Origin of the sequence: Ottowia sp., from assembly GCF_047601385.1 — a bacterium.
Classification (GTDB): Bacteria; Pseudomonadota; Gammaproteobacteria; order Burkholderiales; family Burkholderiaceae_C; genus Ottowia.
The window spans coordinates 2,210,935-2,236,807 of sequence record NZ_JASGJP010000001.1; the positions used below are offsets into that span (position 1 = coordinate 2,210,935).

Genomic DNA, 25,873 nt, shown 5'->3' on the forward strand with positions numbered 1-25,873 from the left:
ACTCCATATGCATGTGGCCTTGATGAGGTTGGCAAGCGGTCAGCTGCCGTTTCCAGGTTCAAAGGTCTTGCCGGTGCCCAGGTACACGGCCTGCACCTCGGGGTGCGCGCGGATCTCTTGCGGCGAGCCGGCGGCGATCAGGCGGCCGCGCGCCAGCACGATGACGCGGTCGGCGTGGGCGAAGACCACGTCCATGCTGTGCTCGGTGAACAGCACGGCCATGCCGCGCTCCCGCACCAGGCGGCGGGTCAGCGCCATCAGCGCGTGGCGCTCGGCGGGGGCCATGCCGGCGGTGGGCTCGTCCATCAGCAGCAGGCGCGGGCCGGCGGCCAGGGCGATGGCCAGCTCCACGCGCTTGACGTCGCCGTAGGCCAGGGCGCTGCACGGCCGGTCGGCCTGCGCGGCCATGCCGACCTGGTCGAGCAGGGCCAACGCGTCGGCGCGCCGGTGGTCGGCGGCGCGGCGCCAGGGGTTGAACACGTGGCCGTCGTGCGACAGCAGCGCCATCTGCACGTTCTCGGCCACCGTCAGCGAGGCGAAGGTCTCGGCGATCTGGAAGGTGCGGCCCACGCCCAGGCGCCAGATCTGGCGCGGCTTCAGGCCCAGCAGCTCGCGCCCGGCCAGGCGGACCGAGCCGCGGTCGGCCGCGAGCTGGCCGTTGATGATGTTGAAGGTGGTGCTCTTGCCAGCGCCGTTGGGGCCGATCAGCGCCAGCAGCTCGCCGGGCGCCAGCGTGAAGTCGATGCCGTCCACGGCCTTCACGCCGCCGAAGGACTTGCCCAGGCCCTGCACCGTCAGCAGCGGTTGGTCGCTCATCGCGCGAACCTCCGCGCCAGCTTCTGCACGCCGCCGGCGATGCCGTCGGGGAACAGCAGCACCAGCACCAGCATGACGGCGCCCAGCAGCGCGCGCCAGTAGTCGGTGTGGCGCGCCACGGCGTCGCTGAGCCAGGTGAAGCTGACGGCGCCCACCACCGGCCCGGCCAGCGCGTGCACGCCGCCCAGCAGCACCATCACCAGGCCGTCGATCGACTTGCCCACCGCCATCGACTCGGGCGAGATGCTGCCCTTGGAATACGCGTACAGCGCGCCCGCCGCGCCGGCGAACAGCCCGGCGATGACGAAGGCGACCCACTGCACGCGGTCCACGTCGATGCCGATGGCCTCGGCCCGCAGCGGCGCGTCGCGCCCCGCGCGCAGCGCGTAGCCGAAGGGCGCGAACAGCAGGCGGCGCAGCGCCCACAGGCCGACGGCGACCAGCGCCAGCGTCAGCCAGTAGTAGCGCGCGCCCCCATCCATACCACTCGTCAGCCACTCGGCCGGCCACACGCCGGTGAGGCCGTTGCTGCCGCCGGTCAGCTCGTCCCACTGGTAGGTGACGGCCCAGGCGATCTGCGCGAAGGCCAGCGTCAGCATCGCCAGGTACACGCCCGACAGCCGCACCGCGAACCAGCCGAACACCAGCGCCGCCAGCGCCGCCAGCAGCGGGCCGGCGAGCAGCGTGGCCTCCATCGGCAGGCCCAGGTTCTTCAGCGCCAGCGCGGCGCCGTAGGCGCCCAGGCCGAAGTAGGCCGCGTGCCCGAACGAATGCATGCCGCCCGGCCCCATGATGAAGTGCAGGCTGGCGGCGAACAGCGCGGCCACGGCCAGGTCGGTGGCGAGCACGGTGGTGTAGTCGGAGCGCGCCAGCCAGGGCACGGCCACCAGGGCCAGCGCCAGCACCGCCAGCGCGGCGCGGTAGGCGGGGCCGGCGCGGCGCAGCGGCGCTTCCGCTTCGCCGGTGGCGCGGCTGGGCGCCTGCGGCCGGCCCAGCAGGCCCCAGGGGCGCCAGATCAGCACGGCGGCCATCACGGCGAAGTCCACCACCAGCGTGGCCTTGGAGAAGTTGATGTCGTGCCCCGCCAGCGTCACCACGCCCAGCCACACGCACAGCGCCTTGACCAGCGAGATCAGCAGCGCCGCCAGATAGGCACCGGGCAGCGAGCCCATGCCGCCCACCACCACCACCACGAAGGCGGCGCCGATGGTGTTCAGGTCCATCTCCAGGTGCGCCGGCTCGCGCGGCAGTTGCAGCGCGCCGCCCAGGCCGGCCAGCGCGGCGCCCAGCGCGAACACGGCGGTGAACAGCCAGGCCTGGTTGACGCCGAGGGCGCTGACCATCTCGCGGTCTTGCGTGGCGGCGCGCACCAGGGTGCCGAAGCGCGTGCGCGTGAGCAGCAGCCACACCCCGCCCAGCACCAGCGGGCCGGCGACGATCAGCAGCAGGTCGTAGCTGGGGAACTGGCGGCCCAGCACGGTGACCGAGCCGGCGAGGCCGGGGGCGCGCGGGCCGAGCAGCTCTTCGGGCCCCCAGAGCCACAGCGCCGCGTCCTTGATGACCAGCACCAGGGCGAAGGTGGCGAGCAGCTGGAACAGCTCGGGCGCCTTGTAGATGCGGCGCAGCAGCAGCACCTCGACCAGCGCGCCCAGCACGCCGACGGCCAGCGCGGCCAGCAGCAGCGCGGGCCAGAAGCCCAGGCCGGCGCCGAGCCAGCGTGTGAGCGACCAGGCGAGGTAGGCGCCCAGCATGAAGAAGGAGCCGTGCGCGAAGTTGACGATGCGCGTGACGCCGAAGATCAGCGACAGGCCGGCGGCGACCATGAACAGCGAGGAGGCGCTGGCCAGGCCGCCGAGCAGCTGGACGAGGAGGCCGGACCAGTTCATGCTATTGCTTTGATAGCTGGTGGCGCTTGTCTGGCGGGCACTGGGGGCTGATTTGGCTTGTAATTCTTTTGTTGGTGCTGGATGCGCTGTCGGCCGGGATGTGCGCCCGGTGGGCGACCGGCCAGCAGCGCAACCAACACCCCAGCAAAACTCACGGCGCCGAACGCGACTTCTTCACCTCTTCAGCCGACGGCTGGAACTTCGCCCCGTCCATGTACTGATAGCCCACCATCACCCCCTTGCCCTGCTCCAGCGCCGTGCGCCCCACGAACGCACCCATCGTGGACTGGTGGTCCTCCGCCCGATAGGTGATGCGCCCGAACGGCGTATCCACCTCCAAGCCCTTGAACGCCGCCACCATCTTGGCGCTGTCCGCACTGCCCGCCTTCTTCAAGCCGGCGGCCGCCGACTGGATCATCGCGTACCCCACCACCGAGCCCACGCGCGGGTAGTCGCCCCACTTCTTCTGGTAGGCGTCCAGAAACGCCTTGTGCTCGGGCGTGTCGATGCCGTACCAGGGGTAGCCGGTGACGACCCAGCCCACCGGTGCCTCGCCTTGCAGCGGGTCCAGGTACTCGGGCTCGCCGGTCAGCAGGCTGACCACGGCGCGGTCCTTGAACAGGCCGCGCGTGTTGCCCTCGCGCACGAAGCGCGACAGGTCGGCCGCGAACAGCACGTTGAAGATGGCGTCGGGCTTCGCGTCGCCCAGCGCCTGCACCACGCTGCCGGCGTCCAGCTTGCCCAGCGGCGGCGCCTGCTCGGCGACGAACTCGACGTCGGGCTGCGCCGCCTTCAGCAGCGTCTTGAAGGCCGCCACGGCCGACTGCCCGTACTCGTAGTTGGGGTAGACGATGGCCCAGCGCTTCTTGTTCAGCTTCACCGCCTCGGGCACCAGCATGGCCACCTGCATGTAGGTGCCGGGCCGCAGGCGGAAGGTGTAGGCGTTGCCGCCCTGCCAGGTGAGCTTGTCGGTCAGCGGCTCGCCGGCCAGGAAGAAGCGCTGCTTCTGCTGGGCGAAGTCGGCCACCGCCATGCCGGTGTTCGACAGGAACGTGCCGGTCAGCACGTCCACCTTCTCCTGCGAGACCAGCTCCTCGGCCACGCGCACGGCGTCGCCGGGGTTGCCGTTGTCGTCGCGGGTGACGAGGGTGAGCTTGCGGCCGTCCACGCCGCCGGCCGCGTTGATCTGCTCGACGGCCAGTTCCATGCCCTTCTTGTAGGGCTCCAGGAAGGCCGGCTGCGCCTTGTAGCTGTTCAGCTCGCCGATCTTGTAGTTCTCCGCGGAGGGGCCCTTGGCCTGGTCGCACCCGGCGGACCACAGGGCGGCCGCGGCGAGCGGGGCCAGGCAGAGCAGGCGGCGGGTGGTCATGGCGGGGTCACTCCTCGGGTGGTGGGTTGGGGGGCCAACCATAACGCGAAAACGCGGCGGCGCGCGGACAAAAATCGCCCCCACGCTCCGCTGCTTCGCATGCTGCGCTGCCCCCCGAGGGGGCCGTTTTTGCCTTGGGAGCGGCCCGGCGGCAAAAACCGGCGTTCAGGCGGCGGCCTGTTCGCGCGCCACCTTCAGCGCCAGGCACAGGTCCTGCCAGGCCTTGGCCTTCTCGGGCAGGGCGCGCAGCAGGTAGGCGGGGTGGTAGGTGACGATGACGGGCACGCCCTCGTACCGGTGCACGCGCCCGCGCAGGCGGCCGATGGGCTCGGTGGTGTGCAGCAGCGACTGCACGGCGAAGCGCCCCATCGCCAGGATGATGCGCGGCTTGACGAGCGCCACCTGCCGGCGCAGGTAGGGCTCGCACTGCGCCACTTCCTCGGGCTGCGGGTTGCGGTTGCCGGGCGGGCGGCACTTGAGCACGTTGACGATGTAGACGCCCTGCTTTTCGGCGTCTTTCGGGCCGCCGGCGCTTGGCGGAACTGCGCCGGCAGCTTCCGTTTCAGGCGCATCGACGCGGCGCGAGAGCCCGATGGCGGCCAGCATGTTGTCCAGCAGCTTGCCGGCCTGGCCGACGAAGGGCTGGCCCTGGCGGTCCTCGTTCTCGCCCGGGGCCTCGCCCACCACCATCCAGTCGGCGCGGCGGCTGCCGACGCCGAACACCGTGCGCGTGCGGCCGGCGCACAGCGCGCAGGCGCGGCAGCCGGCGACGGCGGCTTCGAGCGCGGGCCAGTCCATGATCTCGACGCCCTGGGGACGCGGGCCGAGCGCGGTGGCGGCGGGTGCGGGTGTTGGCACGGGCGCCGGCACGGCGGGCGGCGGCGCCGTGCGCGCGGCCGGCGCCTGGGCATGTTTTTGGGCTCCAGCGCTTGCCTGGCGGGCGCCGGCAGCTATTGTTTCAGGAGCATCCGGGGCGCGCGGCGCCCACAGCCTGATGCCCATCTCGGCCAGCATGGCGCGCTGGCGCTCGTCGAGGATGTGGCCCCCACGCTCCGCTGCTTCGCATGCTGCGCTGCCCCCCAAGGGGGCCCTCGCGCCTTCGGGCGGCCGGGCGGCGCTCACACCTGCTCCAGCAGCCGCAGGCTCATCACCACGGCGTCCTCGCGCTCGCCCTGGCCCAGCGGGTAGTAGCCCTTGCGCACGCCGACGCGGGCGAAGCCCCGTTCCAGGTAGATCTTCTGCGCCCGCGCGTTGCCGATGCGCACCTCCAGCCACAGCCATTCGGCCCCCTGGCCGCGCGACCACAGCGCCAACGCGTCCAGCATCACCAGCGCCCAGCCCTGGCGCTGGAACGCGGGCGCCACGGTGATGTTCAACAGGTGCACCTCCTGGAAGCCCGGCATGGCGACGAAGTAGCCCAGCAGCTCGCCGCCCGCCAGCAGGCACTGCGCCTGGTGGCCGGCGGCCAGCGTGCCTTCGAAGTTGCCGCGCGTCCAGGGGTGGCTGTAGGCGGCCTGCTCGATGGCCAGCACGGCGTCCAGCAGCGCCGGCGTCATCGGCTCGAAGCGCGCCTCGACGGCCTGGGCCGCGGCCAGCGGCGCGGGCTCGGCGAGGGGGGCGGAGAGGACGGCGGCGCTCATGGGGGTGCTTTCAGCGCGCTGCGGCGGCGCGTTCAGCGGTAGTCTGCGCCACCTTGTCGCGGATGTAGAGCGGCAGCGCCTGATCGGCGGGCACCGCCCGACCGGCGGCCAGCAGCGCCGGCGCCAGGCCGAGCAACGCGGCGGCCGTGGGCAGCGCGTCGATGCGCGGCCAGGCGCGCAGCGCGGGCGGCAGGCGGCCGGCGTATTCCGCGCCGAAGGCGTTGCCGGCCAATACCCAGCCGTCACCCGGCGGCGCGGCCAGCGCCTCGGGCGGGGCGACGGCCATGTCGCGCAGGGGCTGCCAGCCGCCGGCGCCATGCGCGTAGGCGGCGCTGTACAGCTCGCCCATGCGCGCGTCCAGCAGCGCCAGCACGCGCGCGGCGCCGTGCGACTGGCGGGCGGCCTCGGCCACGGCCAGCAGCGTGTCCACCGGCAGCACCGGCACGCCGGCGCCGAAGGCCAGCCCCTGCGCCACCGAGCAGGCGGTGCGCAGCCCGGTGAACGAGCCCGGCCCGCGCCCGAAGACGATGGCGCGCAGATCGCCCAGCGCCAGGCCGGCCTCGGCCAGCAGCGCCAGCGCGGCCGGGATCAACGCCGCCGAGGCCTGCGCGCCGCCCGGCCCCTGGTGCTGCCAGCGCCGCCCGTCGGCGCGCTGCGCGGCGACCGACAGGTGCTCGGTGCTGGTGTCGAAGGCGAGCAGGTTCACGCGGCCAGCCTTTCAGTGTCTTTTTGGCCTACAGCGCCCGTCTGGCAAGCGCTGGCAGCTCTCTTTTGCGTAGCACCGCGGACGCCGAACAGGATGCCCGCCGTCACCAGCGCCAGCCCCGCCAGCAGGTTCCCGCCCAGCGGCTCGCCCAGCAGCAGCACGGCGGCCAGCGCCGACAGGCCGGGCACCAGGGCCGTCAGCATGGTCGAGCGCACCGGCCCGAAGGCGCGCACCATCTGCACGAAGGCGATGCCCGAGACCACCACCGAGCCCACGCCCTGGAACAGCGCCTGGAAGGCGATCTCGCCCCACGGCGCCTGTGCCAGCCGCGTCGGCAGCCCGCCGGCCCCCACCGCCAGCGCGAACGCCGGCACGTAGGTGAAGCAGGCGAACACGGTGATGGCGACGGTGGCGCGCACCGGGTCCAGCCCGTAGCGGCGCGCCAGCACGCTGTACACCGACCAGCAGAACGCCGCCGCCATGAAGATCACGTCGCCCTTCCACAACTCGCCGCCGCTGAACGCGCCCAGCAGGCTGGCGCCGCCCACCAGCAAATCGCCCGCCACGATGCAGGCCAGCCCCAGCGCCCGCGCGGGCGTGATGCGCTCGGCCAGCAGCGCGGCCGCCAGCAGCGTGGTCCACAGCGGCAGGCTGCCCGGCATCAGCACCGAGGCGTGCGCCGCCGGCGCGAAGAAAAAGCCCGCGTAGGCCAGCACGGCGTACACCAGGCCGCCGGACAGCCCGGTCAGCACCGTCTGCCGCGGCGGCAGCGGCGAGAAACCCAGCAGCGAGGTGGCCTGCCCAGCCGCCGCCGCGCGCCGCGCCAGCACCCAGCCCCAGGGCAGCAGCACGGCGCCCGCGCCCAGCACGCGCAGCAGGGCGATGTCGAACGGCAGCAGGGTGAGGCCGGCGGAGGCGCGGCCGATGACGATGAAGCCGGTCCAGATGGCCACCGTGACGACGGCCGCCGCGATGCCTTTGCGGCGGGCAGTGAAACGCATCGCCCGGATTATCGGCGGGCGCGCGCAAACACCCCCCAAAACGCCTGGCACGGCCTAGAATCCACCCTGTTCGTCAACGCCGCAAGGGCTATTCCATGAAGCCGACCGCCGACCCGCATGCATCCCGCCCGGGCGCCCTCGCGGCGCTGGCCGCCCTGGCCCTGGCCAGCGGCACTTCCGCGCTGGCCCAGTCCGCGCCCACCGGCATCACGCTGACCTGCTCGGCCCCCACCAGCACCAACGTCGTCACGCTGGACACCGCCGCGGACACCTGGGGCGTGGCCACCGGCTCGCCCCCCGGCACCCCCACCGCCGCCGTGGCCTATTACCACGGATCGGCCTGGGTCAACGCCCCTGCGACCTGGATCGGCGCCGACAACGCCGGGAATCCGACCAGCGTGACCTACACCCTGACGGTGAACGTCACCGACCCCAACATCGACCTGACTTCCGCGCAGATCGACTATTCCTACCGGGTGGACAACTACGTCGCGGGCATCACCTGGAACACCACGGCGCTGGATTACGACGCCTCCACGACCTACAGCTCGTCCACGCCAGCGGCCTACAGCGGCATTTCGGTGCCGCTCGTGTCCGGCGCCAACACCCTGAGCTTCACCACCACCAACCAGGCCGACCCGTACGGCCTGAACGCCGCCATCACCCTGGCGTACAACTGCGCCCCGCCGGTGGCGTCCAGCGTCAGCGCGGTGCCCATGGACAGCCCCTGGGCGCTGGCCGCCCTGGCGGCGGCGCTGGGCGCGGCCGGCGCGGGCCTCGCGCGGCGGCGCAAGCCGGCCGCCCGGCGCGGCTGAAGCGCCAGGCGACGTGACCCCGCGCCCGCCCACCCCGCGCCTGCCGGCCGGGCTGGCCCTGGCGGGCCTGCTGGGCCTGGCGCTGCCGGCGCGCGCCGACACGCCGCTGCCCGCCGACATCGCCCAGGCCCTGGCGCGCGCCGGCGTGCCGGAGAGCAGCGTGGCGATGGTGGTGGCGCCGCTGCCGCCGCCGCCCGGCGCCGTCAGCCGCGCGCCCGGGCCGACCAGCCCCGGCGGCGAGGCCAGCGCCCAGCCGGCGCCCGCCGCGCCGCCCGCGCCGCGCCTGGCCTGGCAGGCCGACGCGCCGATGAACCCGGCCTCCGTCATGAAGCTGGTGACCACCTACGCCGGGCTCGACCTGCTGGGCGCTGGCTACTTCTGGAAGACGCGCGTGTTCACCCAGGGCTACGTGCAGGACGGCACGCTGCACGGCAACCTGCTGATCCAGGGCAGCGGCGACCCCAAGCTGGTGCTGGAGCGCATCAACAGCCTGCTGCGCGCCATCCAGGACAAGGGCGTGCGCCGGGTGGACGGCGACATCCTGCTGGACAACAGCGTCTTCCGCCTGCCGCCGCACGACGCCGCCGCCTTCGACGACGACCCGCTGCGCCCCTACAACGCCGGGCCGGACGGCCTGCTGCTGAACTTCAAGGCGCTGGTGCTCAAGTTCATCCCCGAGCCGGCCCAGCGCCGCGTGCGGGTGGAGAGCGAGCCGCCGATGGCCGGCGTGGCGGTTCCCCCCGAGGTGCCCGCCGCCGCCGGCGCCTGCGGCAACTGGCGCACCCGGCTGGCGGCCGACTTCACCGACCCGGACCGCGTCAGCTTCGCCGGCCGCTACCCGCTGAGCTGCGGCGAGCAGAGCTGGGGCGTGGCCTACGTGCAGCCGGCCAGCCACGCGCCGCGCGTGATCGACGCCATGTGGCGCGCCGCCGGCGGCCAGCTCACCGGCCAGGTGAAGTGGCTGGACGGCGTGGCCACCGGCCAGCCGCTGGTGACGGGCTATTCGCTGCCGCTGGCGGACATCATCGCGGACATCAACCGCTTCTCGAACAACGTGATGGCGCAGCAGCTCTTCCTCACGCTGTCGGCCGCCGGCGACCGGCGCGGCAGCTTCGGCGAGTCGCGCAACCTGCTCGCGCGCTGGTGGCGCCAGCGCTTCGGCCTGCGCGCCACGCCGGTGGTGGACAACGGCTCGGGCCTGTCGCGCAGCGAGCGCATCACCGCCGCCTCGCTGGCGGCCCTGCTGCAACAGGCCGCCGCCAGCCCGCAGGCGGCGGCGTTCGAGCAGTCGCTGCCCGTCGCCGGCATCGACGGCACGGCGCGCGCGCTGGCGGCGCGCAGCCCGGGCTCGGAGGCCATCGGCAACGCGCGCCTGAAGACCGGCACCCTGCGCGACGTGGCCGCCGTGGCCGGCTACGCCTGGGGGCAGGGCGGCCGGAAGTACGTGGTGGTGGGCCTCATCAACCACCCCAACGCCGGCGCCGCGCGGCCGGCGCTGGACCGGCTGGTGGAGTGGGCGGTGCGCGATGGATCCTGAGCACCCCCGTTGCTCCACTCGCCGCGCGATCTTCCGGCATCCCCCCCTCAAGGGGGCACCGCCGGCGGCCGGTGCAAGCCCGTCCGCGGCGGTCGCTGGCATGGCCTGCTCCGCGGCCTCTAGGCTCGTTGGGTCTCAGGCCTCGCCGTGACCGCGATGCCGTGAGGCATTGACATATACTCCCATACCAAGATGGCCGCCAGCGCTTGTCCAACAAGCGCCAGGCATATGCTACTCTCAGGGAGTATCTGTCAAATCAGCGCCGCGATGGCCTCGCCCATGTCGGTGGTGCTGGCGCTGCCGCCCAGGTCGGGCGTGCGCGGGCCGCTCGCCAGCACCTGCTCGATGGCGCGCAGCATGGCGTCGTGCGCGGCCTGCTCGCCCAGGAACTGGAGCATCAGCGCGGCCGACCAGATCATCGCCACCGGGTTGGCGATGTTCCGGCCATAGATGTCGGGCGCCGAGCCGTGCACGGGCTCGAACAGGCTGGGGAACTTGCGCTCCGGGTTCAGGTTGGCGGACGGCGCCAGGCCGATGGTGCCGGTGCAGGCGGGGCCCAGGTCGCTCAGGATGTCGCCGAACAGGTTGCTGGCCACCACCACGTCGAAACGCTGCGGCTGCAAGACGAAGCGGGCGGTGAGGATGTCGATGTGGTGCTTCTCCACCGCCACCTGCGGGTAGCGCCGGTGCATGGCGTCGGCGCGGCCGTCCCACCAGGGCATGCTGATGGCGATGCCGTTGCTCTTGGTGGCGACGTCGAGCTTGCGGCGCGGGCGCGCGGCCGCCTGCTCGAAGGCGAAGCGCAGCACGCGGTCGGCGCCGAAGGCGCTCATCACCGTCTCCTGCACCACGATCTCGCGCTCGGTGCCGGCGTACATCACGCCGCCGAGGTTGGTGTACTCGCCCTCGGTGTTCTCGCGCACGACGAGGAAGTCGATGTCGCCGGGCTTGCGGCCCGCCAGCGGGCAGGGCACGCCCTCGAACAGGCGCACCGGGCGCAGGTTGATGTACTGGTCGAACTCGCGCCGGAACTTCAGCAGGCTGCCCCACAGCGACACGTGGTCAGGCACCGCGGCCGGCCAGCCGACGGCGCCGAACAGGAGGGCGTCCATGCCTTGCAGCTGCGCCTTCCAGTCGTCGGGCATCATCTGGCCCGTTTTGGCGTAGTGGTCGCAGCTGGCCCAGCCGATGGGCACCAGCTCCAGCGCCGTGCCGAAGCGGGCGGACGCAGCCCGCAGCGCGCGCAGCGCCTCGGGCATCACTTCCTTGCCGATGCCGTCGCCGGGGATGACGGCGATGCGGTGGGCGCGGCGAGCGGATGGGGGCGGGGCGGCGGCCACGGCGCGCGCCCGCTCACCAGCGCTGCTTGAGCTTGGTGTAGGCGTTCTCGGCGTAGGTGTCGTAGACGAACTTGCGCTGGTTCTCGGGCGTGAAGTGCAGGTCGTCGGCGAACAGGTAGGTGTTGTAGTCGGTGACCTTGACGGTGCTGGTGTTGCAGGTCAGCGCGGTCTCCGTGGTGCAGACGGCCTCGAGGGCGTTGTCCAGCCCGTAGTTGTCGGGCTCGCCGGCGAGGAAGTTGAAGAAGATCTCGGCGTCGAAATACAGCACGTTCTCGCCCAGGTCGGCGATGGACACCTTGAGCCCGTTGTTGTTGAAGGTGTTGGACAGCTGGGTGAGCAGCGCGTCCTCGTCGAAGCCCTCCGTCGTGGAATAGCCGGTGGCGCGGCCCCAGGGGGTGATGCCGGGGTTGTAGATGCCGGTCACCACCACGTGCTTGGCGCCGGCCTCCACCAGCCGCCGCGTCTGCGCGCCCAGGGCCGCGCCGGCGGCCTTGACGGCGGCGAAGGCTTCGTCCGAGACGCCGTAGGCCGTCACCGCATCGACGAAGTCGTGCAGGCCGCCGTTGATGAACACCAGGTCGTCGTCCTCGAACGCCGCGACGTCGGTCAGCAGCTGGTCGATCTGCTCCTTCACGCTGGGCGCGTTGGTGCCGCTGGTGGTGTCGGTGCCGTCGACGCGGGCGTAGACCTGGGCGTAGCCGGTGCCGCCGCTGGCCGCGGGCGTGACGGTCAGGCCGTAGTACGCGGCCAGCTGCTGGATCCAGATCAGCGTGCCGTCGTTGACGGTGGCCACGGCGCCGGTCTGGCCGACGTCGGAGAAGCCGTCGCCGACGACGTAGAAGTGCTGGGGCTCGATGGCCGACACGACGGAGCCCGAGCCGCAGCCGGCCAGCGCCACGGCGGCGCCCGCTCCGGCCAGTTTCAAGAAGCCACGGCGAGAGGATGCGAGATTCATGAAGGGGTACTCCGAAAACAGCCCGCTAGTGTAGAGCGTGTCACCCGCTGGCGGCGGCGCGTTGCAAGCGGTCACGCACGCCGTCCCAGGCCGGGTCGTCGGGCGGCGTCTCGACCCAGATGAGCTGGGCGCCGGCGTCGTCGAAGGCGCGCAGCACGCCGAACAGCTGCCGCGCCGCGCCCGCCGCGTCGCCCGGCATGCGGCGCAGCACGATGGCGCTGGCGGCCGAGCGCAGCGGCGCGCGCGACCAGACGGCGATGTGGCGGCCTTCGGCGCCCAGCAGCTCCAGCGCGGCGCGCAGTTCGCGCACGTCCATCAGCCGCAGCTTGGCGCGCGGCGCATAGTGGGCCGAAAGCGTGCCCGGCGCTTGCGGGCCGGGCGCCGACAGCTCTTCTTTTGAGAGCAAACGCTGGCCCGCCGCGCGCTCGATGTCGGCGCGCGCGAGCTGGCCCGGGCGCAGCAGCACGGGCGCGCCGCGCGTGCAGTCGATGATGGTCGATTCGATGCCCACGGCGCAGGCGCCGCCGTCGAGCACCAGCAGGTCGCTACCGAACTCGGCCGCCACGTGCGCCGCCGTGGTGGGGCTGACGCGGCCGAAGCGGTTGGCGCTGGGCGCCGCCAGGCCGTGCACGCCGCGCGCCGCGCAGGCCGCCAGCAGCGCCCGGGCCACCGGGTGCGCGGGGCAGCGCAGGCCGATGGTGGGGTGGCCGCCGGCCGCCGCGTCGGCCACGCCGGGGCGGCGCGGCAGGATCAGCGTCAGCGGGCCGGGCCAGAAGGCGTCGATCAGTTTCTGCGCGAAGGCGGGCACTTCGGTGGCGAAGGTTTCCACGGCCGCGGCGCTCGCCACGTGCACGATCAGCGGGTGGTCGGCCGGGCGGCCCTTGGCGGCGAAGATGCCGCGCACGGCGGCGTCGCTGCCGGCGTCGGCGGCCAGGCCGTAGACGGTCTCGGTCGGCAGGCCGACGAGCTGGCCGGCCGCCAGCGCGGCGGCGGCGCGGGCGATGCCGTCGGGCTGCGGGCCGTCCAGGATCATCAGAACGGCTCGATGCCCAGCAGCGCGGCGGCGCGCAAGGCATTGGCGCGCACGGCCTCGGCGCTGGCGCCGGTGAAGGTCAGGTGGCCCATCTTGCGGCCCGGCCGCGCCTCGGCCTTGCCGTACAGGTGCAGGTGGGCGCCGGGCAGGGCCAGTATTTCAGCCCAGGGCGGTGTGCGCGGGGCGCCGGCGGCGCCGAACCACAGCTCGCCCAGCAGGTTCAGCATGACGGCGGCGCTGTGCTGGCGCGGCGGCGCCAGCGGCAGGCCGGCCAGCGCGCGCGCCTGCAGCTCGAACTGCGAGGCGTCGCAGGCGTCCACGCTGTAGTGGCCGCTGTTGTGCGGGCGCGGCGCCATCTCGTTGACGACCAGGCGGCCGTCTTGCAGCACGAAGTATTCGACGCACAGCACGCCGACGTAGGCCAGCTCGTTTGCTATGTTTATAGTAGCTTCCCGCGCTTGGCTGGCAAGCGCTGGAGGCATATTTCCTTCATGAACCTCGGTCACGGCGAGGATGCCGCCGCGGTGCAGGTTGCGCTGCACCGGCAGGCTGACGACCTGGCCATCGCGCCCGCGCGCGACGATCACCGAGCATTCGGCGGCCAGCGGCAGGAGCTGCTCCAGCACGCAGTCCACCCGGCCCAGACGCACCCAGGCGGCGGCCAGCGCATCGCGGCTGGCCACGCGCGCCTGGCCCTTGCCGTCGTAGCCCAGGCGGGCGGTCTTCAGGACGCCGGGCAGCAGGCCGTCGGGCACGGCGGCCAGCGCGGCCTCGCCGTCGATCACGGCATGGGGCGCGGGCGCCACGCCGCTGGCCGCCGCGCAGCGGGCGAAATGCGCCTTCTCGCGGATGCGGTCCTGCGCGATGGCCACCGCCTGGGCGGCGGGCGCCACGGGGCGCGTGCGCGCCAGCGCGGCCAGCGCGTCGGCGGGCACGTTCTCGAACTCGGTGGTGACGGCGTGCGCCAGGTTCGCCAGCCGGCCGAGCGCGTCGGCGTCGGTGTAGCCGGCCTGGATGAAGTGGTGGCTGACGCGGCCGGCCGGGCTGGCGGGGTCGGGGTCGAGCACCACCGTCTCGTAGCCCAGCGCCTGCGCGGTGTGCACGAACATGCGGCCGAGCTGGCCGCCGCCCAGCACGCCGAGCGTGGCGGGGCGGCCGTCGACGACGGTTCCGGGGAGGAGCGGCGTCATGTCGGCGGCAGCGTCATCGCGCGCGCCGCCTCGGTCTGGCTGGCGCGGAAGGCTTCCAGCTTCGCGCGCAGCGCCGCGTCGCCATTGGCCAGCATCGCCACCGCGAACAGCGCCGCGTTGGCCGCGCCGGCCGCGCCGATGGCGAAGGTGGCCACCGGCACGCCCTTGGGCATCTGCACGATGCTGTGCAGCGAATCCACGCCCTGCAAGTGGCGGCTGGCGACCGGCACGCCCAGCACCGGCACCACCGTCTTGGCCGCCAGCATGCCCGGCAGGTGCGCCGCGCCGCCGGCGCCGGCAATGAGGGCGCGCAGGCCACGCCCCTGGGCCGCTTCGGCGTAGGCGAACATGTCGTCGGGCATGCGGTGGGCCGAGACCACGCGCGCCTCGTGGGCGACGGCGAACTGTTCGAGGATTTGCACGGCGTGCTGCATGGTGTCCCAGTCGCTGCTGGAACCCATCAGCACGCCGACGAGGGGAGTCGTCATGACACAATGCCCAGGGTGTTTTTCCCCGATTTTGCCCGCAGACAGCACCCATGATCGACGTCACCGTTCAAAACTTCGAAGCCGAGGTCATCGCCGCCTCGATGCACACCCCCGTGCTGGTGGACTTCTGGGCGCCCTGGTGCGGCCCATGCAAGACGCTGGGCCCCATCCTGGAGAAGCTGGAAGCGGAGTACGCCGGCCGCTTCAAGCTGGTCAAGATCGACTCCGACCAGGAGCAGCAACTGGCCGCCGCCTTCGGCATCCGCAGCATCCCGACCTGCATCCTGCTGAAGAACGGCCAGCCGGTGGACGGCTTCATGGGCGCGCTGCCGGCCGGGCAGGTGCGCCAGTTCCTGGACAAGCACGTGCCGAGCGAAGGCGCCGTGGCGGCCGAAGCCGAGGTGGACGAGGCCGAGGCGCTGCTCGAATCCGGCGACACCGCCGCCGCCCTGGCCAAGCTGGCCGACGCGCTGGCGCAGGATCCGGGCAATGACGACGCGCGCTACGACTACGCGCGCCTGCTCATCATCACCGGCGCCTTCGAGGAAGCCGCCGCCACGCTGGACGAGCCGCTCAAGCGCGAGCCGCGCCCGCTGCGCTTCGACGCCTTGCGGCGCTGGCTGGACGCGATGGAGTTCGTGGAACAGGACGAGCGCGGCAACTGGCCCGTGGAGCAGTTCGACGCCAAAATTGCCGAGAACAAGCGCGACTTCGACACCCGCTTCGCCAAGGCGCGCGCGCTGATGGCCGAGGGCCAGTGGACCGCCAGCATGGACGAGCTGCTGGAAATCATCCTGCGCGACAGGAAGTGGAACGACGAGGCCGCGCGCAAGACCTACGTCGCCATCCTGGAGCTGCTGACCCCGCCGCCGGCCCGCCCGGGCGCCGGCGAAGGCGGCAAGAGCGCCGGCGGCATCGAGCTGACCGGCAAGGCCGCCGCGCAGGAAGACCCGCAGGCGGCGCTGTTGTCGAGCTACCGGCGCAAGCTGTCGATGGCGTTGAATTGACTCCCCCTGAGGCGCTACGCGCCTTCCCCCCAGGGGGACGACGCCAGTGGCCGGTGCAAGCCCGTCCACGGCATCCGCGGGCCTGGCCTGCTCCGCGGCCTCCCGGCTCGTGCCTTGGTCAATGCGGGAGAGCCGTGGCGAGAGCTACATACTCCTGCACCGGCACCTCCTCGGCGCGCCGCTGCACGTCGAAGTCGCCGGCGAAGCCCCGCGCCTCCAGCCACTTGCCCAGCGTGTGGCGCAGCAGCTTGCGGCGCTGGCTGAAGGCGACCTGCACCAGCGCTGAGAAGGCGCCCACGTCCAGCGGCGCGAACGCGGGCAGCGGGCGCATGCGCACGACGGCGCTGTCCACGCGCGGCGGCGGCTCGAACGCCTCGGGCGGCACGAACAGCACGTTCTCCATCGCGTAGCGCCATTGCAGCATCACCGACAGGCGGCCGTAGTCGGCGGTGGCCGGCGCGGCGACCATGCGGTCGATGACTTCCTTTTGCAGCATGAAGTGCTGGTCCTCGATGCCGCCGGCGAACGGCAGCAGGTGGAACAGGATGGGCGTGGAGATGTTGTAGGGCAGGTTGCCGCACACTCTCAATTTGGTAGCTGGCGGCGCCGGCTGGATGCGCGCGAAGTCCACTTTCAGCACGTCGGACTCGATCACGTCGAGCCGCGGGTGCGCGCGCAGGCGGGCGGCCAGGTCGCGGTCCAGCTCGATCACCGTCAGGCGGCCCAGGCGCTCGGCCAGCGGCTGCGTCAGCGCGGCCAGGCCGGGGCCGATCTCGACCATCGCCTGGCCGGGGCGCGGGTCGATGGCGCGCACGATGGCGTCGATGATGGCGGGGTCGCTCAGAAAGTGCTGGCCGAAGCGCTTGCGGGGGATGTGCTTCATCGATCCAGATTACTTCTGAATTGATAGCTGTTGGCGCTTGCCTGGCGGGCGCTAACGGCCTTTTTAGCGCGGATTGTCGCGGTACTCGACGTAGGCGCGGCCGCGCACTTCCTGCGCCCAGGTGTCGAAGGCTTCCTGCGCCTTCTTCTCGCGCAGCATGTTGCGCGCGAGCTGGCGCTGCTCGGCGACGGTCAGCACCTGCTCGCGCCGGCCGTCGACGCGGATCAGGTGCAGGCCGAAGCGGCTGGCCACGGGGTCGCTGACCTGGCCCGCGCCCAGGCTGTTCATGGTCTGCTCGAACTCGGGCACGAACTGGCCCGGGGTCGCCCAGCCCAGGTCGCCGCCGTCGCGGGCGCTGTCGTCCTGCGAGTACTGCTGCGCCAGCTGCTCGAAGCTGGCCTGGCCGGCGGCGATGCGGCGCTTGAAGTCGGCCAGCCGCTCGCGCGCCACCTGCTCGCTCTGCGCGGGGCCCACGCGCAGCAGGATGTGGCGCACGCGGGTCTGCGGGATCTTGACTTCGGGCAGTTCGTTGTTCTGCTTGCGCTCCAGCACCTTCAGCACGTGGAAGCCGGCATCGGATTTGACCGGGCCGACGACGTCGCCCACGCGCGCGCGCTGGGTGCTGCGCACGAACAGCTCGGGGTAGCGGTCGGCCGGCCGCAGGCCCAGCACGCCGCCGTCGCGGCCGCGGTTGTTGGCGTCGGAGAATTCCCCGGCCAGCTTGGCGAAGTCCTCGCCGGCGCGGGCGCGCCGCGCGGCCTCCTCGGCGCGCGCCTGCAAGCGGGCGGCGTCCTCGGGCGAGGCGCGCTCGGGCACGGCCACCAGGATCATCGCCAGGTTCAGCTCCATGGCGGCGGGGCGGGCGCCGGTCTGCTCGCGGATGAAGGCATCGACCTCGCTGTCGGTGATCTTCAGCCTGGGCTCGATCTCGCGCTCGCGCAGGCGCGCCAGCAGCACCTGGTTGCGCACGTCGTCGCGGAAGTCCTTGACCGTGAGCCCCTCCTGCTCCACGCGGCGGTGCAGCACCTCGACGCTGGGCAGCTGGTTCTGGCGCGCGATCGCCAGCTCGGCCTGGGCCAGCGCCGCGTCGTCGATCTTCAGGCCCTGCTCGCGCGCGTACTGCAACTGGGCGCGTTCGCCGATCAGGCGCTCGAGTATCTCCTTGCGCAACTGCCCGGTGGGCGGCGCGGACAGGCCGCGCTCGGCCATCTCGCGCTGCGCGCGCGCCATGCGGGCGCGCACCTCGTTGTTGGTGACGGGCTCGGTGTTGACCACGGCGACGATGAAATCGGCCTCGCGCGGCCCCACGCTGATGGGCGGCGGGGCGGGGGGCCGGGGCGCGGCGGCGGGCGCCGGGGCGGCGGGCGCGGGCGCGGCGGCCGGCGGCGCCTTGCGCGCGGCGGGCGGCTTGGCGCGCGGCTTGGCGGCCTTGGCCGGCGCGCGTTTGGTGGCCGCGGGCTTGGGCTGGGCCTGGCGCGCGTCGGCGTCGCCGGTCTGCGCCGGCGCGGGCAGGGCGATCAGGGCGCCGAGCACCGGCGCCAGGGTCAGGACGGAGCGAAGCGGGTTAGTCATAGGCGGTGAAACGGCTCGGGGAGGGAACGTCCTCGCGCAGGTTCTGGTAGCGCGGGACGTTGTTGCGCAAGGTGCTCATCAGGTTGCTGCCGACGCGCGAGAGGCCGATGAACTCGATCTGGAACATGATGCGCCGCGTGGCGGAGCTGGTCGAGCTTTGCAGCTGCTCCAGCACGACGCGGCCGATCCAGCAGCCGGCGTCGTACTCCAGCCCCAGCACGGCGTCGACCACCTTGCGGTCGCTCAGGCTGTAGTTCAGCCGGCCCATGGTGTACCACTGGCCGCGGCAGCTGCCGCCGCCACCGGTGCTGCGCGTGGCCCCCAGCTCGCCGCGCCCGCCGCCCCACAGGCCGCTGAGCGGCCATTGCCAGCCGACGTCGATCGACTCGCTCTGCAGGTCGCGCTGGTGGCGGTAGGCCATGCTGAGGGTGCGGTACGGCCCGGGCGACCAGCGGGTCTGGATGGTGGTGCGGGTGGAGCGCCGGGTGTCGGGGTTGTACTGCACCACGGTGTCGAGCGACCAGCGCGGGTCCCAGTTGATGCCGGCGCCCAGCATGATGTCGGACCAGCCGGCGCTGGTCGGGGTGCCGCCGGGCAGCACCACCTGCTGGCCGGAGAAGCGGTAGCGCTGGGCGATGGCCAGGCGCACCGCCTCGGCGCCGCTCTCGGGGTCGAGCAGGCGGGTGGTGAGGCCGCCGGTGACGAGGTTGTTGTCCACCACGCGGTCGTGGCCGGCGAAGGCGTTCTCGGCCCAGATGGTGGCGAAGTTGAAGTCGTACAGCCCCGAGTCGTAGTTGGGGATCAGGCTCTGGTCGCGGTAGGGCGTGTAGACGTACATCAGGCGCGGCTCCAGCGTCTGCCGGAAGGCGCGGCCGAAGTAGCGGGCGTCGCGCTCGAACACCAGCCCGCTGTCGAGGCTGAGCGTGGGCAGCACGCGGCTGGCCGAGCTGGCGCCGTTGGACAGCACGCCGTCGAAGGTGTAGCTGGTGGCGTGCAGCTGCACCTTGGGCGTGAAGAAGCCCCAGGGCCGCGTGAACGGGCGCGCCAGCTGCGCGTGCAGCAGCGCGCGGTCGGCGTTGGGCTGAAGCGTGTACGCGGGATCGCCCCGGAAGCGGGTGAAGTCGGCGTCCACCGAGTAGTCGAACCCGTGGTCGTTGGTGCGCGCCCAGCGGCCGGAGAACTGGGGCAGGCGGTCGTAGGGCGGCACGATGGGCGCGTCCACGTCCTGCAGCGTCTGCCACTTGAGCGCGCGGACCGAGAGCGAGAAGTCGCCGCGCGACCAGCTGACGGCGGCATCGTTGGCCAGCAGGCGGGTGGTCAGCGACAGGCCGCGGCGGGTGAAGTCGCTCCAGTAGTCGTTGTCGCTGACGCGGTTGAGGTTGAGGCCGACGCCGAGGGCGCCGATGCTCTCCAGCCCGGTGTCGTGCTGGCCGTTGTGGCGCACGAACAGGGCCCAGCGGTCGCGGTCGCGCAGGCGGTCGTCGGGCATGTAGCTGGCTTCGACGCGGCCCTGGTAGTTGCGCTCCAGGTAGCGGAAATCGCCCGTGGCGCCGACGCCGCGCCGCACCATGACCTCGGGCGTGAAGGTGGCGTCGCGGTTGGGGGCGATGTTCCAGTAGTAGGGCACCGACAGGTTCAGGCCGCTCTTGTTGTCCAGCCCGATGGTGGGCGGCAGCCAGCCGGAGCGGCGCCGCTCGCTGAGCGGGAAGCTCATGCTCGGCAGCGGCAGGATCGGCACGCCCTTGAAGCGCAGCACGGCGCCCTGGGCGCGGCCCTCGTCCTCCTCCTGGTCGATGTCGAGCCGGTCGGCGCGCAGGATCCAGTCGGGCCGCCAGTCGTCGCCGTCCTCGCGCCGGCAGGTGGTGTAGGTGCCGGCCAGCACGCTGGCGCGGTCCGGGCCGTGGAAGTCGACGCGCTCGGCCTCGCCGTGGCCGCCGGTGGCCAGGAACTGGTAGCTGGGCCGCAGGAAGAAGCCCTCGAAGGCGTCGACCTGCAGCCGCCCCTCGGCGGCGGTGTAGCGGTCGCCCAGCTTGTTGACGCGCACGTGGCCGTCGAAGGTGGCCACGCCGCTGGCCTGGTCGTGCGTGATCCTGTCGCCGCGCGCCGCGAGGCCGGGGCGGCGCAGCTCGGCATCGCCCTCGATCACCACCTCCAGGTCGGGCCGGCCGGTGATGCGGTCGCCCTGCACGAAGGCGGGCGCCTGGGTGGCGTCGGGCGGCTTCTCGGCCAGCAGGGGCGTGGCACGCAGCTCCAGCGGCGCCTCCTGCGCGGCGGCCGCGCCGGCCAGCAGCGCCAGCGCGGCCGCCGCCACGGGGCGCAACGCGGCCATGCGCCGGTCAAGGCGCGCGCGGGCAGCGGCGGGAAGGGGCGGGTGGAGGTGCACTGCGAAAAGAGGGGCTGCAAGCGCGCCCGGGTGGGCAAGGCGGGGGGCGCGCTCCATAGAATCGATTATCTATGAGCAACGCCGCCCCCCCGCCCCGCCCCGCCCCGGTGCCCTGGCCCGACCCCGCGCGCCAAGCCGCCTTCGGCCGCTGGCTGGCCCGCGTGGCGCCGGCCCACGGGCTCGACGCCGCCAGCCTGCGCATCGCCTCGGCCGACGCCAGCTTCCGCCGCTACCTGCGCATCGACGCCGCCGGCGGCGCCACGCGCATCGTCATGGACGCGCCGCCCGCGCACGAGAACTGCGCCCCGTTCGTGCGCGTGGCCGGCCTGATGGCCGATGCCGGCCTGCACGTGCCGCGCGTGCTGGACTGGGACGAGGCGCAGGGCTTCATGCTGCTGACCGACCTGGGCACGCGCACCATGATGGAGGCCATCGACCGCGAGCGGCCCGAAGCCAACATACCGCTCTACCTGCAGGCGGTGGACGCGCTGCTGGCCTGGCAGCAGGCCTCGCGCCCCGGCCAGCTGCCGCCCTACGACGAGGCGCTGCTGCGGCGCGAGCTGGCGCTGTTCCCCGACTGGTACCTGGCCCGGCACCGCGGCGTGGCGGTGGAGGGTGCGCTGCGCGAGACGCTGGACAGGACCTTCGACCTGATCGTGGCGCGCAACCTGGCCGCGCCGCAGGTGTACGTGCACCGCGACTTCATGCCCCGAAACCTGATGGTGAGCGATCCGCTCGGTGTGCTGGACTTCCAGGACGCCGTGCACGGCCCCGTGACCTACGACATCGCCAGCCTGATGCGCGACGCCTTCCTGAGCTGGGACGAGGAGTTCGTGCTCGACATCACCGTGCGCTACTGGGAGCGCGCGCGCAAGCTGGGGCTGATGGACTTCGAGGACTGGCACAGCGACTTCGGCGGCTTCTGGCGCGCGGTGGAGTGGATGGGCCTGCAAAGGCACCTGAAGGTGGCGGGCATCTTCGCCCGCCTGACGCTGCGCGACGGCAAGCCCCGCTACCTGGCGGACGCGCCGCGCTTCATCGGCTACATCCGGCATACGGCGGGGCGCTACCGGGAGCTGGCGCCGCTGCTGCGGCTGGTGGATGAGGTGGAGGGGACGCAGGCGGCTGCGGGCTGGGCGTTTGGGCGGATGTAGTTTTATGAGCCTGAATGGCCTCTGGCGCGCTTCCATCAAGCGCTGGCAGCTATCTATTTGATAGTTGGCTGCTGCTGTTTGATTGTGCGTCGGAGGCCGGGATGTGCGCCCGGCGGCGCACCTACTTTTCTTGCTCGCACAAGAAAAGTAGGCAAAAGAAGTGCGCCCCAAGTCTGCGACCCCTTCGCTGCGCTACGGGGCAAACCTGCGTCGCGGGGCTTGCGGGGTGCGCCGCAGAACTCACTGCGCGCCTGCGGCGCTCCGTTCAGACAACCGCGGCGAGTCAGTTCACGAAGCGCGTGCATGCTGCGCTGCACGCGCCACCCCGCAAGCCCCGCGCCGCAGGCGCAGCCACAGGGGGTTTGAAGTCCACACGGGCCATCGCTGCGCTCGGCCTCCAAGGCGCGGGCGCTGCGCGCCGCGTGTACGGGGCCGAGCGCAGCGATGGCCCGTGTCGGCTCCCCTCCCCTCTGCGCGTGCCGAGGAGCGCAGGGCGTGGGGCGGGCATGGGCAGCGCAGCATGCCCATGCTTCGTGCTCTGACTCACTGCGGTTGTTTGAACGGAGCGCCGAAGGCGCGAAGTGAGTTCCGCAGTGCCGCACCACGACCGAGCACCGCAGGTTGCCCGTAGCGCAGCGGAGGGACACGCGAAGTGGGGTCGCCTTTTCTTTGCCTACTTTCTTTTGGCGACGCAAAAGAAAGTAGGTGCGCCGCCGGGCGCACATCCCGGCCAGCAGCGCCTCCGGCACAAACAGAAAATACAAGCCAAATCAGCCTCCAGCGCCCGCCCATCAAGCGCAGCCAGCTACATTTCAAATAGCAATCACCGCGCCAACCACCGCTCCGCCACCCGCACCAGATAACTCGCCCCCACCGGCAGCAGCGCATCGTTGAAGTCATAGCTGGTGTTGTGCACCAGGCACGGCCCCTGCCCGTGCCCCGCCTCGCGGTGGTCGCCGTCGCCGTTGCCGATGAAGCAGTAGCTGCCGGGCACCTGCTCCAGCATGAAGGCGAAGTCCTCGGCCGCCATGATGGGCGTCTGCGGCAGCAGGCGCTCGGGGCCGACGAGGTCGGCCAGCACCTCGCGCACGAAGGCGGTCTCGGCGGCGTGGTTGACGGTGGAGGGGTACAGCCGCGTGAACGCGAAGTCGCACTCGGCGCCGTAGGTCGCGGCGGTGCCGCGCGCCACCTCGCCCATGCGCTGCTCGACCAGGTCCAGCGTTTCGCGCGTGTAGGTGCGCACGGTGCCGCGCAGCTCGCAGGTGTCGGGGATCACGTTGGGCGTCTCGCCGGCATGGATCATGGTGACGGAGATCACCGCCGTCTCCGACGGCTTGCGGTTGCGACTGACGATGGTCTGGAAGCCCTGCACGATCTGCCCGGCGATGGGGATCGGGTCCACCGCCAGGTGCGGCATGGCGCCGTGGCCGCCCTTGCCGCGCACCAGCACCCGGAACTCGTTGCTGGAGGCCAGCACCGGCCCGGCCGACGCGGCGAAGTGGCCGGCCGCGATGCCGGGCATGTTGTGCAGGCCGAACACGGCCTCGACCGGGAAGCGCTCGAACAACCCGTCGCGCATCATCTCGCGCGCGCCGCCGCCGTGCTCCTCGGCGGGCTGGAAGATCAGCACCACGGTGCCGTCGAAGCGGCGCGTGCGCGCCAGCTCCTGCGCGGCGCCCAGCAGCATGGTGGTGTGGCCGTCGTGGCCGCAGGCGTGCATCTTGCCGGGGTGGCGGCTGGCGTGGGCGAAGGTGTTGGCCTCGGTCATGGGCAGCGCGTCCATGTCGGCGCGCAGGCCGACGGTGCGCGGCGAGTCGCCGTTCTTCAGGACGCCGACCACGCCGGTCCGGCCCAGGCCGCGGTGGATGGGGATGCCCCACTGCGTGAGCAGGCCGGCCACCAGGTCGGCGGTGCGCGTCTCCTCGAACGACAGCTCGGGGTGGGCGTGGATGTCGCGCCGGATGCGTTGCAGCTCCGGGGCCTCGGCGACGATGTCTTCGATCAATGGCATCGTGGGGTCGTTTACTATGTAATTAATAGCTGCTTGCGCTTGTCTGGCGGGCGCTGGAGGCCGATTTTATATAAATTCAGTTCGCCGCCAGGTTCAGCTTCTGGAGGATGGGGGTCCACAGCGCGCGGTCGGCGGCGATGCGCTCGGCGAAGGCGGCGGGCGAGGCGTGCCAGGGCAGCGAGCCGTGCGATTCGAACGCCTTGGCCAGCGCCGCGTCGCCCAGGGCGGCGCCGATCTCGCGGTTGAGCCGCTCGACCACCGCCGGCGGCACGCCCGCGTTGGCCACCACGCCCAGCCACACGGCGCTCTCGAAGCCCTTGTGGCCGAGCGATTCCAGCGTCGGCGCGCCCGCGAAGACGGGGCTCTTGACCGACGGGCTGACGGCCAGCACGCGCAGCCGGCCATCGCGCACCATGGGCTCGACCAGCGAGGTGCCGGCCAGGTACATCTGCGTGTCGCCGCCGACCACGGAGGTGAGCGCGTCGGTGCCGGTCTTGAACGGCACGTGCACGATGTCGGCGCCCGACTGCGCCTTGAACAGCTCGAACAGCACGTGCGGCGGGCTGCCGGTGGAGGAGGAGGCGTAGTTCAGCTTGCCCGGCTGCTGCTTGGCGAGCTGCACCAGTTCAGCGACGTTCTGCGCGGGCAGCCTGGGGTGGACGGCCAGCGCCATCGGGATCACCGCGACGGGGCTGACGGGCAGCAGGTCGGCCTGCGGGTCGTAGCTGAGCTTGGGGAACACGAAGGGGTTCCACACGACGTGCGCGTTGGTGACGATGGCCAGGGTGTGGCCGTCGGGCGGGCTCTGCCTGAGGGTTTGCAGGGCCACCATGCCGCCGGCGCCGGGCTTGTTGTCCACCACCACCGGCTGGCCCAGCGCCACGCGCAGCTTGTCGGCCAGCGGGCGGGCGAAGCTGTCGGGCAGGCTGCCGGGGCCGCCGTTGACGATGAGGGTGAGCGGGCGGCTGGGCCAGGGGTCGGCGGCCAGGGCCGGGGCGGCGGCGCCCAGGGCGGCGGCGGCCAGCGCGGCGGCGAAACGGCGGCGGGATGCGAGGGTCATGCGGGCTCCGGGCGTCGGGGGGGGTCAGTCCAGCCGCAGGTGGGCGGTCTTGATGATCTCGCCCCAGCGCGCGGTTTCGCGGCGGATGAGGGCGTCGAGGCGGGCGGGCGGCAGGTCGGGCGCCTCGTAGCCGAGGGTCTCGTAGGCCCGCGCCACGTCGGGCGCGGCCAGCGCCTGCGCGATGTCGGCGGCGATGGCGTTCTGCCGCGCGCCGGCGATGGCGGCGGGGCCGAACAGCGCCGCCCAGGCGCTGATCTCGTAGCCCCGGGTGGACGGCGACTCGGCGGTGGCGGGCACGCCGGGGTAGAGCGGGTCGCGCCGGGGCGCGGCCAGCGCGATGAAGCGCAGGCGGCCGGCTTTCTCCAGCGGCCCGGCGGTGGCCGCGCTGGCCAGCGCCCAGTCCACGTCGCGGTTGGCCACCGCCGTGTAGAGCTGGCCGAAGTCGCGGAACGGCACGTGCAGCATGCTCAGGTCCATCTGCCCTTGCAGGAGCAGCCCGCCCAGGTGGCCGGGGCTGCCGTTGAACCACGAGCCGTAGCTGACGCGGCCGGGCCGGGCGCGCGCGGCCCGGATCAGGTCGCCCAGGCCGCGGTACGGGCTGCCGGCGCCGACCGCGACGAAGAACGGCGTGCGCAGGATCATGCGCAGCGGCGCGAAGTCGCGCTGCACGTCGTAGGGCAGCTGCGCGAAGGTGCTGGGGTGCGCGGTGACGTGCGTGCTGTCGAGCTGGATCAAATCGTGCCCGTCCGCCGCGCCCTGCTTGAAGGCGGCCACGGCGATGAAGCCGTTGCCGCCCGGCCGGTTGTCCACCACCACGGGCTGCTTCCAGCGCCGCGACAGCTGCTCGGCCACCAGGCGCAGCGAGGCGTCGGGCCCGCTGCCGGCCGGGAAGGGCGTGAACAGGCGCACCGGGCGGACGGGAAAGTCCTGCGCGCGGGCCGCGCCGCCCAGGGCCAGCGCCCCGGTGGCGGCCAGGCCCTGGCGCAGCAGCGCGCGGCGGTCGATGAGGTTCATGGCGGCTCCAGTG

22 protein-coding genes are annotated in these 25,873 nt (G+C 72.6%); 4 read left to right on the top strand and 18 right to left on the bottom strand.

Features of this window, described 5'->3' with window-relative positions:
* Positions 1–39 precede the first annotated feature (39 nt).
* The 7 genes from QM772_RS10810 to QM772_RS10840 form a co-directional block, all read right to left on the bottom strand.
* Positions 40–816: an ABC transporter ATP-binding protein gene (locus tag QM772_RS10810; protein ID WP_415136293.1), complete on the bottom strand. Its 777-nt coding sequence runs from the start codon at positions 814–816 to the stop codon at positions 40–42.
* Positions 813–2,702 (bottom strand): ABC transporter permease, encoded by a 1,890-nt coding sequence (locus QM772_RS10815; RefSeq protein ID WP_415136295.1) that lies wholly within the window; start codon positions 2,700–2,702, stop codon positions 813–815. The genes QM772_RS10810 and QM772_RS10815 overlap by 4 nt, the downstream gene beginning before the upstream one ends.
* Positions 2,703–2,853: 151 nt before the next feature.
* Positions 2,854–4,071 (bottom strand): ABC transporter substrate-binding protein, encoded by a 1,218-nt coding sequence (locus tag QM772_RS10820; RefSeq protein ID WP_415136297.1) that lies wholly within the window; start codon positions 4,069–4,071, stop codon positions 2,854–2,856.
* 165 nt (positions 4,072–4,236) lie between these two features.
* Positions 4,237–5,085, bottom strand: a complete 849-nt coding sequence (locus tag QM772_RS10825) for a uracil-DNA glycosylase (RefSeq protein ID WP_415139560.1) — start codon at positions 5,083–5,085, stop codon at positions 4,237–4,239.
* 104 nt (positions 5,086–5,189) lie between these two features.
* A complete protein-coding gene (rimI, locus tag QM772_RS10830; RefSeq protein WP_415136299.1) occupies positions 5,190–5,711 on the bottom strand; it encodes a ribosomal protein S18-alanine N-acetyltransferase in 522 nt (173 codons plus the stop codon).
* Between the two features lie 10 nt (positions 5,712–5,721).
* Complete coding sequence (gene tsaB / locus QM772_RS10835; protein WP_415136301.1) at positions 5,722–6,417, bottom strand: tRNA (adenosine(37)-N6)-threonylcarbamoyltransferase complex dimerization subunit type 1 TsaB; 696 nt, start codon at positions 6,415–6,417, stop codon at positions 5,722–5,724.
* A complete protein-coding gene (locus QM772_RS10840; protein WP_415136303.1) occupies positions 6,414–7,418 on the bottom strand; it encodes a DMT family transporter in 1,005 nt (334 codons plus the stop codon). The genes tsaB and QM772_RS10840 overlap by 4 nt, the downstream gene beginning before the upstream one ends.
* 95 nt (positions 7,419–7,513) lie before the next feature.
* On the opposite strand from QM772_RS10840, the gene QM772_RS10845 reads away from it, so the two are divergent.
* Together QM772_RS10845 and dacB are read left to right on the top strand one after the other, a co-directional pair.
* A complete protein-coding gene (locus QM772_RS10845) occupies positions 7,514–8,233 on the top strand; it encodes a hypothetical protein (protein WP_415136305.1) in 720 nt (239 codons plus the stop codon).
* Between the two features lie 13 nt (positions 8,234–8,246).
* Entirely contained in the window at positions 8,247–9,770 is a 1,524-nt protein-coding gene (dacB, locus tag QM772_RS10850; protein ID WP_415136307.1) for a D-alanyl-D-alanine carboxypeptidase/D-alanyl-D-alanine-endopeptidase, read from the top strand.
* Positions 9,771–10,021: 251 nt separating this feature from the next.
* Here the strand turns inward: dacB and QM772_RS10855 are convergent, their stop codons facing one another.
* The 5 genes from QM772_RS10855 to purE are packed head-to-tail and all read right to left on the bottom strand — an operon-like array spanning position 10,022 to position 14,776.
* The gene (locus QM772_RS10855) at positions 10,022–11,110 is read right to left on the bottom strand and encodes a tartrate dehydrogenase (protein ID WP_415136309.1); all 1,089 of its coding nucleotides are present in this window, start codon (positions 11,108–11,110) and stop codon (positions 10,022–10,024) included.
* A gap of 13 nt (positions 11,111–11,123) precedes the next feature.
* Positions 11,124–12,065, bottom strand: a complete 942-nt coding sequence (locus tag QM772_RS10860) for an SGNH/GDSL hydrolase family protein (protein ID WP_415136311.1) — start codon at positions 12,063–12,065, stop codon at positions 11,124–11,126.
* 40 nt (positions 12,066–12,105) lie between these two features.
* Positions 12,106–13,098 (bottom strand): L-threonylcarbamoyladenylate synthase, encoded by a 993-nt coding sequence (locus QM772_RS10865; RefSeq protein WP_415136313.1) that lies wholly within the window; start codon positions 13,096–13,098, stop codon positions 12,106–12,108.
* Positions 13,098–14,288 (bottom strand): 5-(carboxyamino)imidazole ribonucleotide synthase, encoded by a 1,191-nt coding sequence (locus QM772_RS10870; protein WP_415136315.1) that lies wholly within the window; start codon positions 14,286–14,288, stop codon positions 13,098–13,100. Before QM772_RS10870 ends, QM772_RS10865 begins: the two co-directional genes overlap by 1 nt.
* Positions 14,285–14,776, bottom strand: a complete 492-nt coding sequence (gene purE, locus QM772_RS10875; protein ID WP_415136317.1) for a 5-(carboxyamino)imidazole ribonucleotide mutase — start codon at positions 14,774–14,776, stop codon at positions 14,285–14,287. Before purE ends, QM772_RS10870 begins: the two co-directional genes overlap by 4 nt.
* Positions 14,777–14,826: 50 nt before the next feature.
* Here purE and trxA point away from each other — a divergent pair, with 50 nt between their 5' ends.
* On the top strand, positions 14,827–15,783 hold the full coding sequence (trxA, locus tag QM772_RS10880) for a thioredoxin (protein WP_415136319.1): 957 nt from the start codon (positions 14,827–14,829) through the stop codon (positions 15,781–15,783).
* Positions 15,784–15,901: 118 nt separating this feature from the next.
* Here the strand turns inward: trxA and rsmA are convergent, their stop codons facing one another.
* The 3 genes from rsmA to QM772_RS10895 all read right to left on the bottom strand — a co-directional run bounded on the left by rsmA (position 15,902) and on the right by QM772_RS10895 (position 20,567).
* Entirely contained in the window at positions 15,902–16,666 is a 765-nt protein-coding gene (rsmA, locus tag QM772_RS10885; protein WP_415136321.1) for a 16S rRNA (adenine(1518)-N(6)/adenine(1519)-N(6))-dimethyltransferase RsmA, read from the bottom strand.
* A gap of 63 nt (positions 16,667–16,729) precedes the next feature.
* The gene (locus QM772_RS10890) at positions 16,730–18,238 is read right to left on the bottom strand and encodes a peptidylprolyl isomerase (protein ID WP_415136323.1); all 1,509 of its coding nucleotides are present in this window, start codon (positions 18,236–18,238) and stop codon (positions 16,730–16,732) included.
* Entirely contained in the window at positions 18,231–20,567 is a 2,337-nt protein-coding gene (locus QM772_RS10895) for an LPS-assembly protein LptD (RefSeq protein WP_415136325.1), read from the bottom strand. The genes QM772_RS10890 and QM772_RS10895 overlap by 8 nt, the downstream gene beginning before the upstream one ends.
* A gap of 125 nt (positions 20,568–20,692) precedes the next feature.
* Between QM772_RS10895 and QM772_RS10900 the strand changes: the two genes are divergently transcribed.
* Positions 20,693–21,775, top strand: coding sequence for an aminoglycoside phosphotransferase family protein (locus QM772_RS10900; RefSeq protein WP_415136327.1), 1,083 nt, complete (start codon positions 20,693–20,695; stop codon positions 21,773–21,775).
* Between the two features lie 823 nt (positions 21,776–22,598).
* On the opposite strand, the gene QM772_RS10905 is transcribed toward QM772_RS10900, so the two are convergent.
* The 3 genes from QM772_RS10905 to QM772_RS10915 all read right to left on the bottom strand — a co-directional run bounded on the left by QM772_RS10905 (position 22,599) and on the right by QM772_RS10915 (position 25,860).
* Complete coding sequence (locus QM772_RS10905; protein WP_415136329.1) at positions 22,599–23,786, bottom strand: M20 aminoacylase family protein; 1,188 nt, start codon at positions 23,784–23,786, stop codon at positions 22,599–22,601.
* A gap of 76 nt (positions 23,787–23,862) precedes the next feature.
* Complete coding sequence (locus QM772_RS10910) at positions 23,863–24,846, bottom strand: Bug family tripartite tricarboxylate transporter substrate binding protein (protein WP_415136331.1); 984 nt, start codon at positions 24,844–24,846, stop codon at positions 23,863–23,865.
* Between the two features lie 24 nt (positions 24,847–24,870).
* Positions 24,871–25,860 (bottom strand): Bug family tripartite tricarboxylate transporter substrate binding protein, encoded by a 990-nt coding sequence (locus QM772_RS10915; RefSeq protein ID WP_415136333.1) that lies wholly within the window; start codon positions 25,858–25,860, stop codon positions 24,871–24,873.
* Positions 25,861–25,873: the final 13 nt, after the last annotated feature.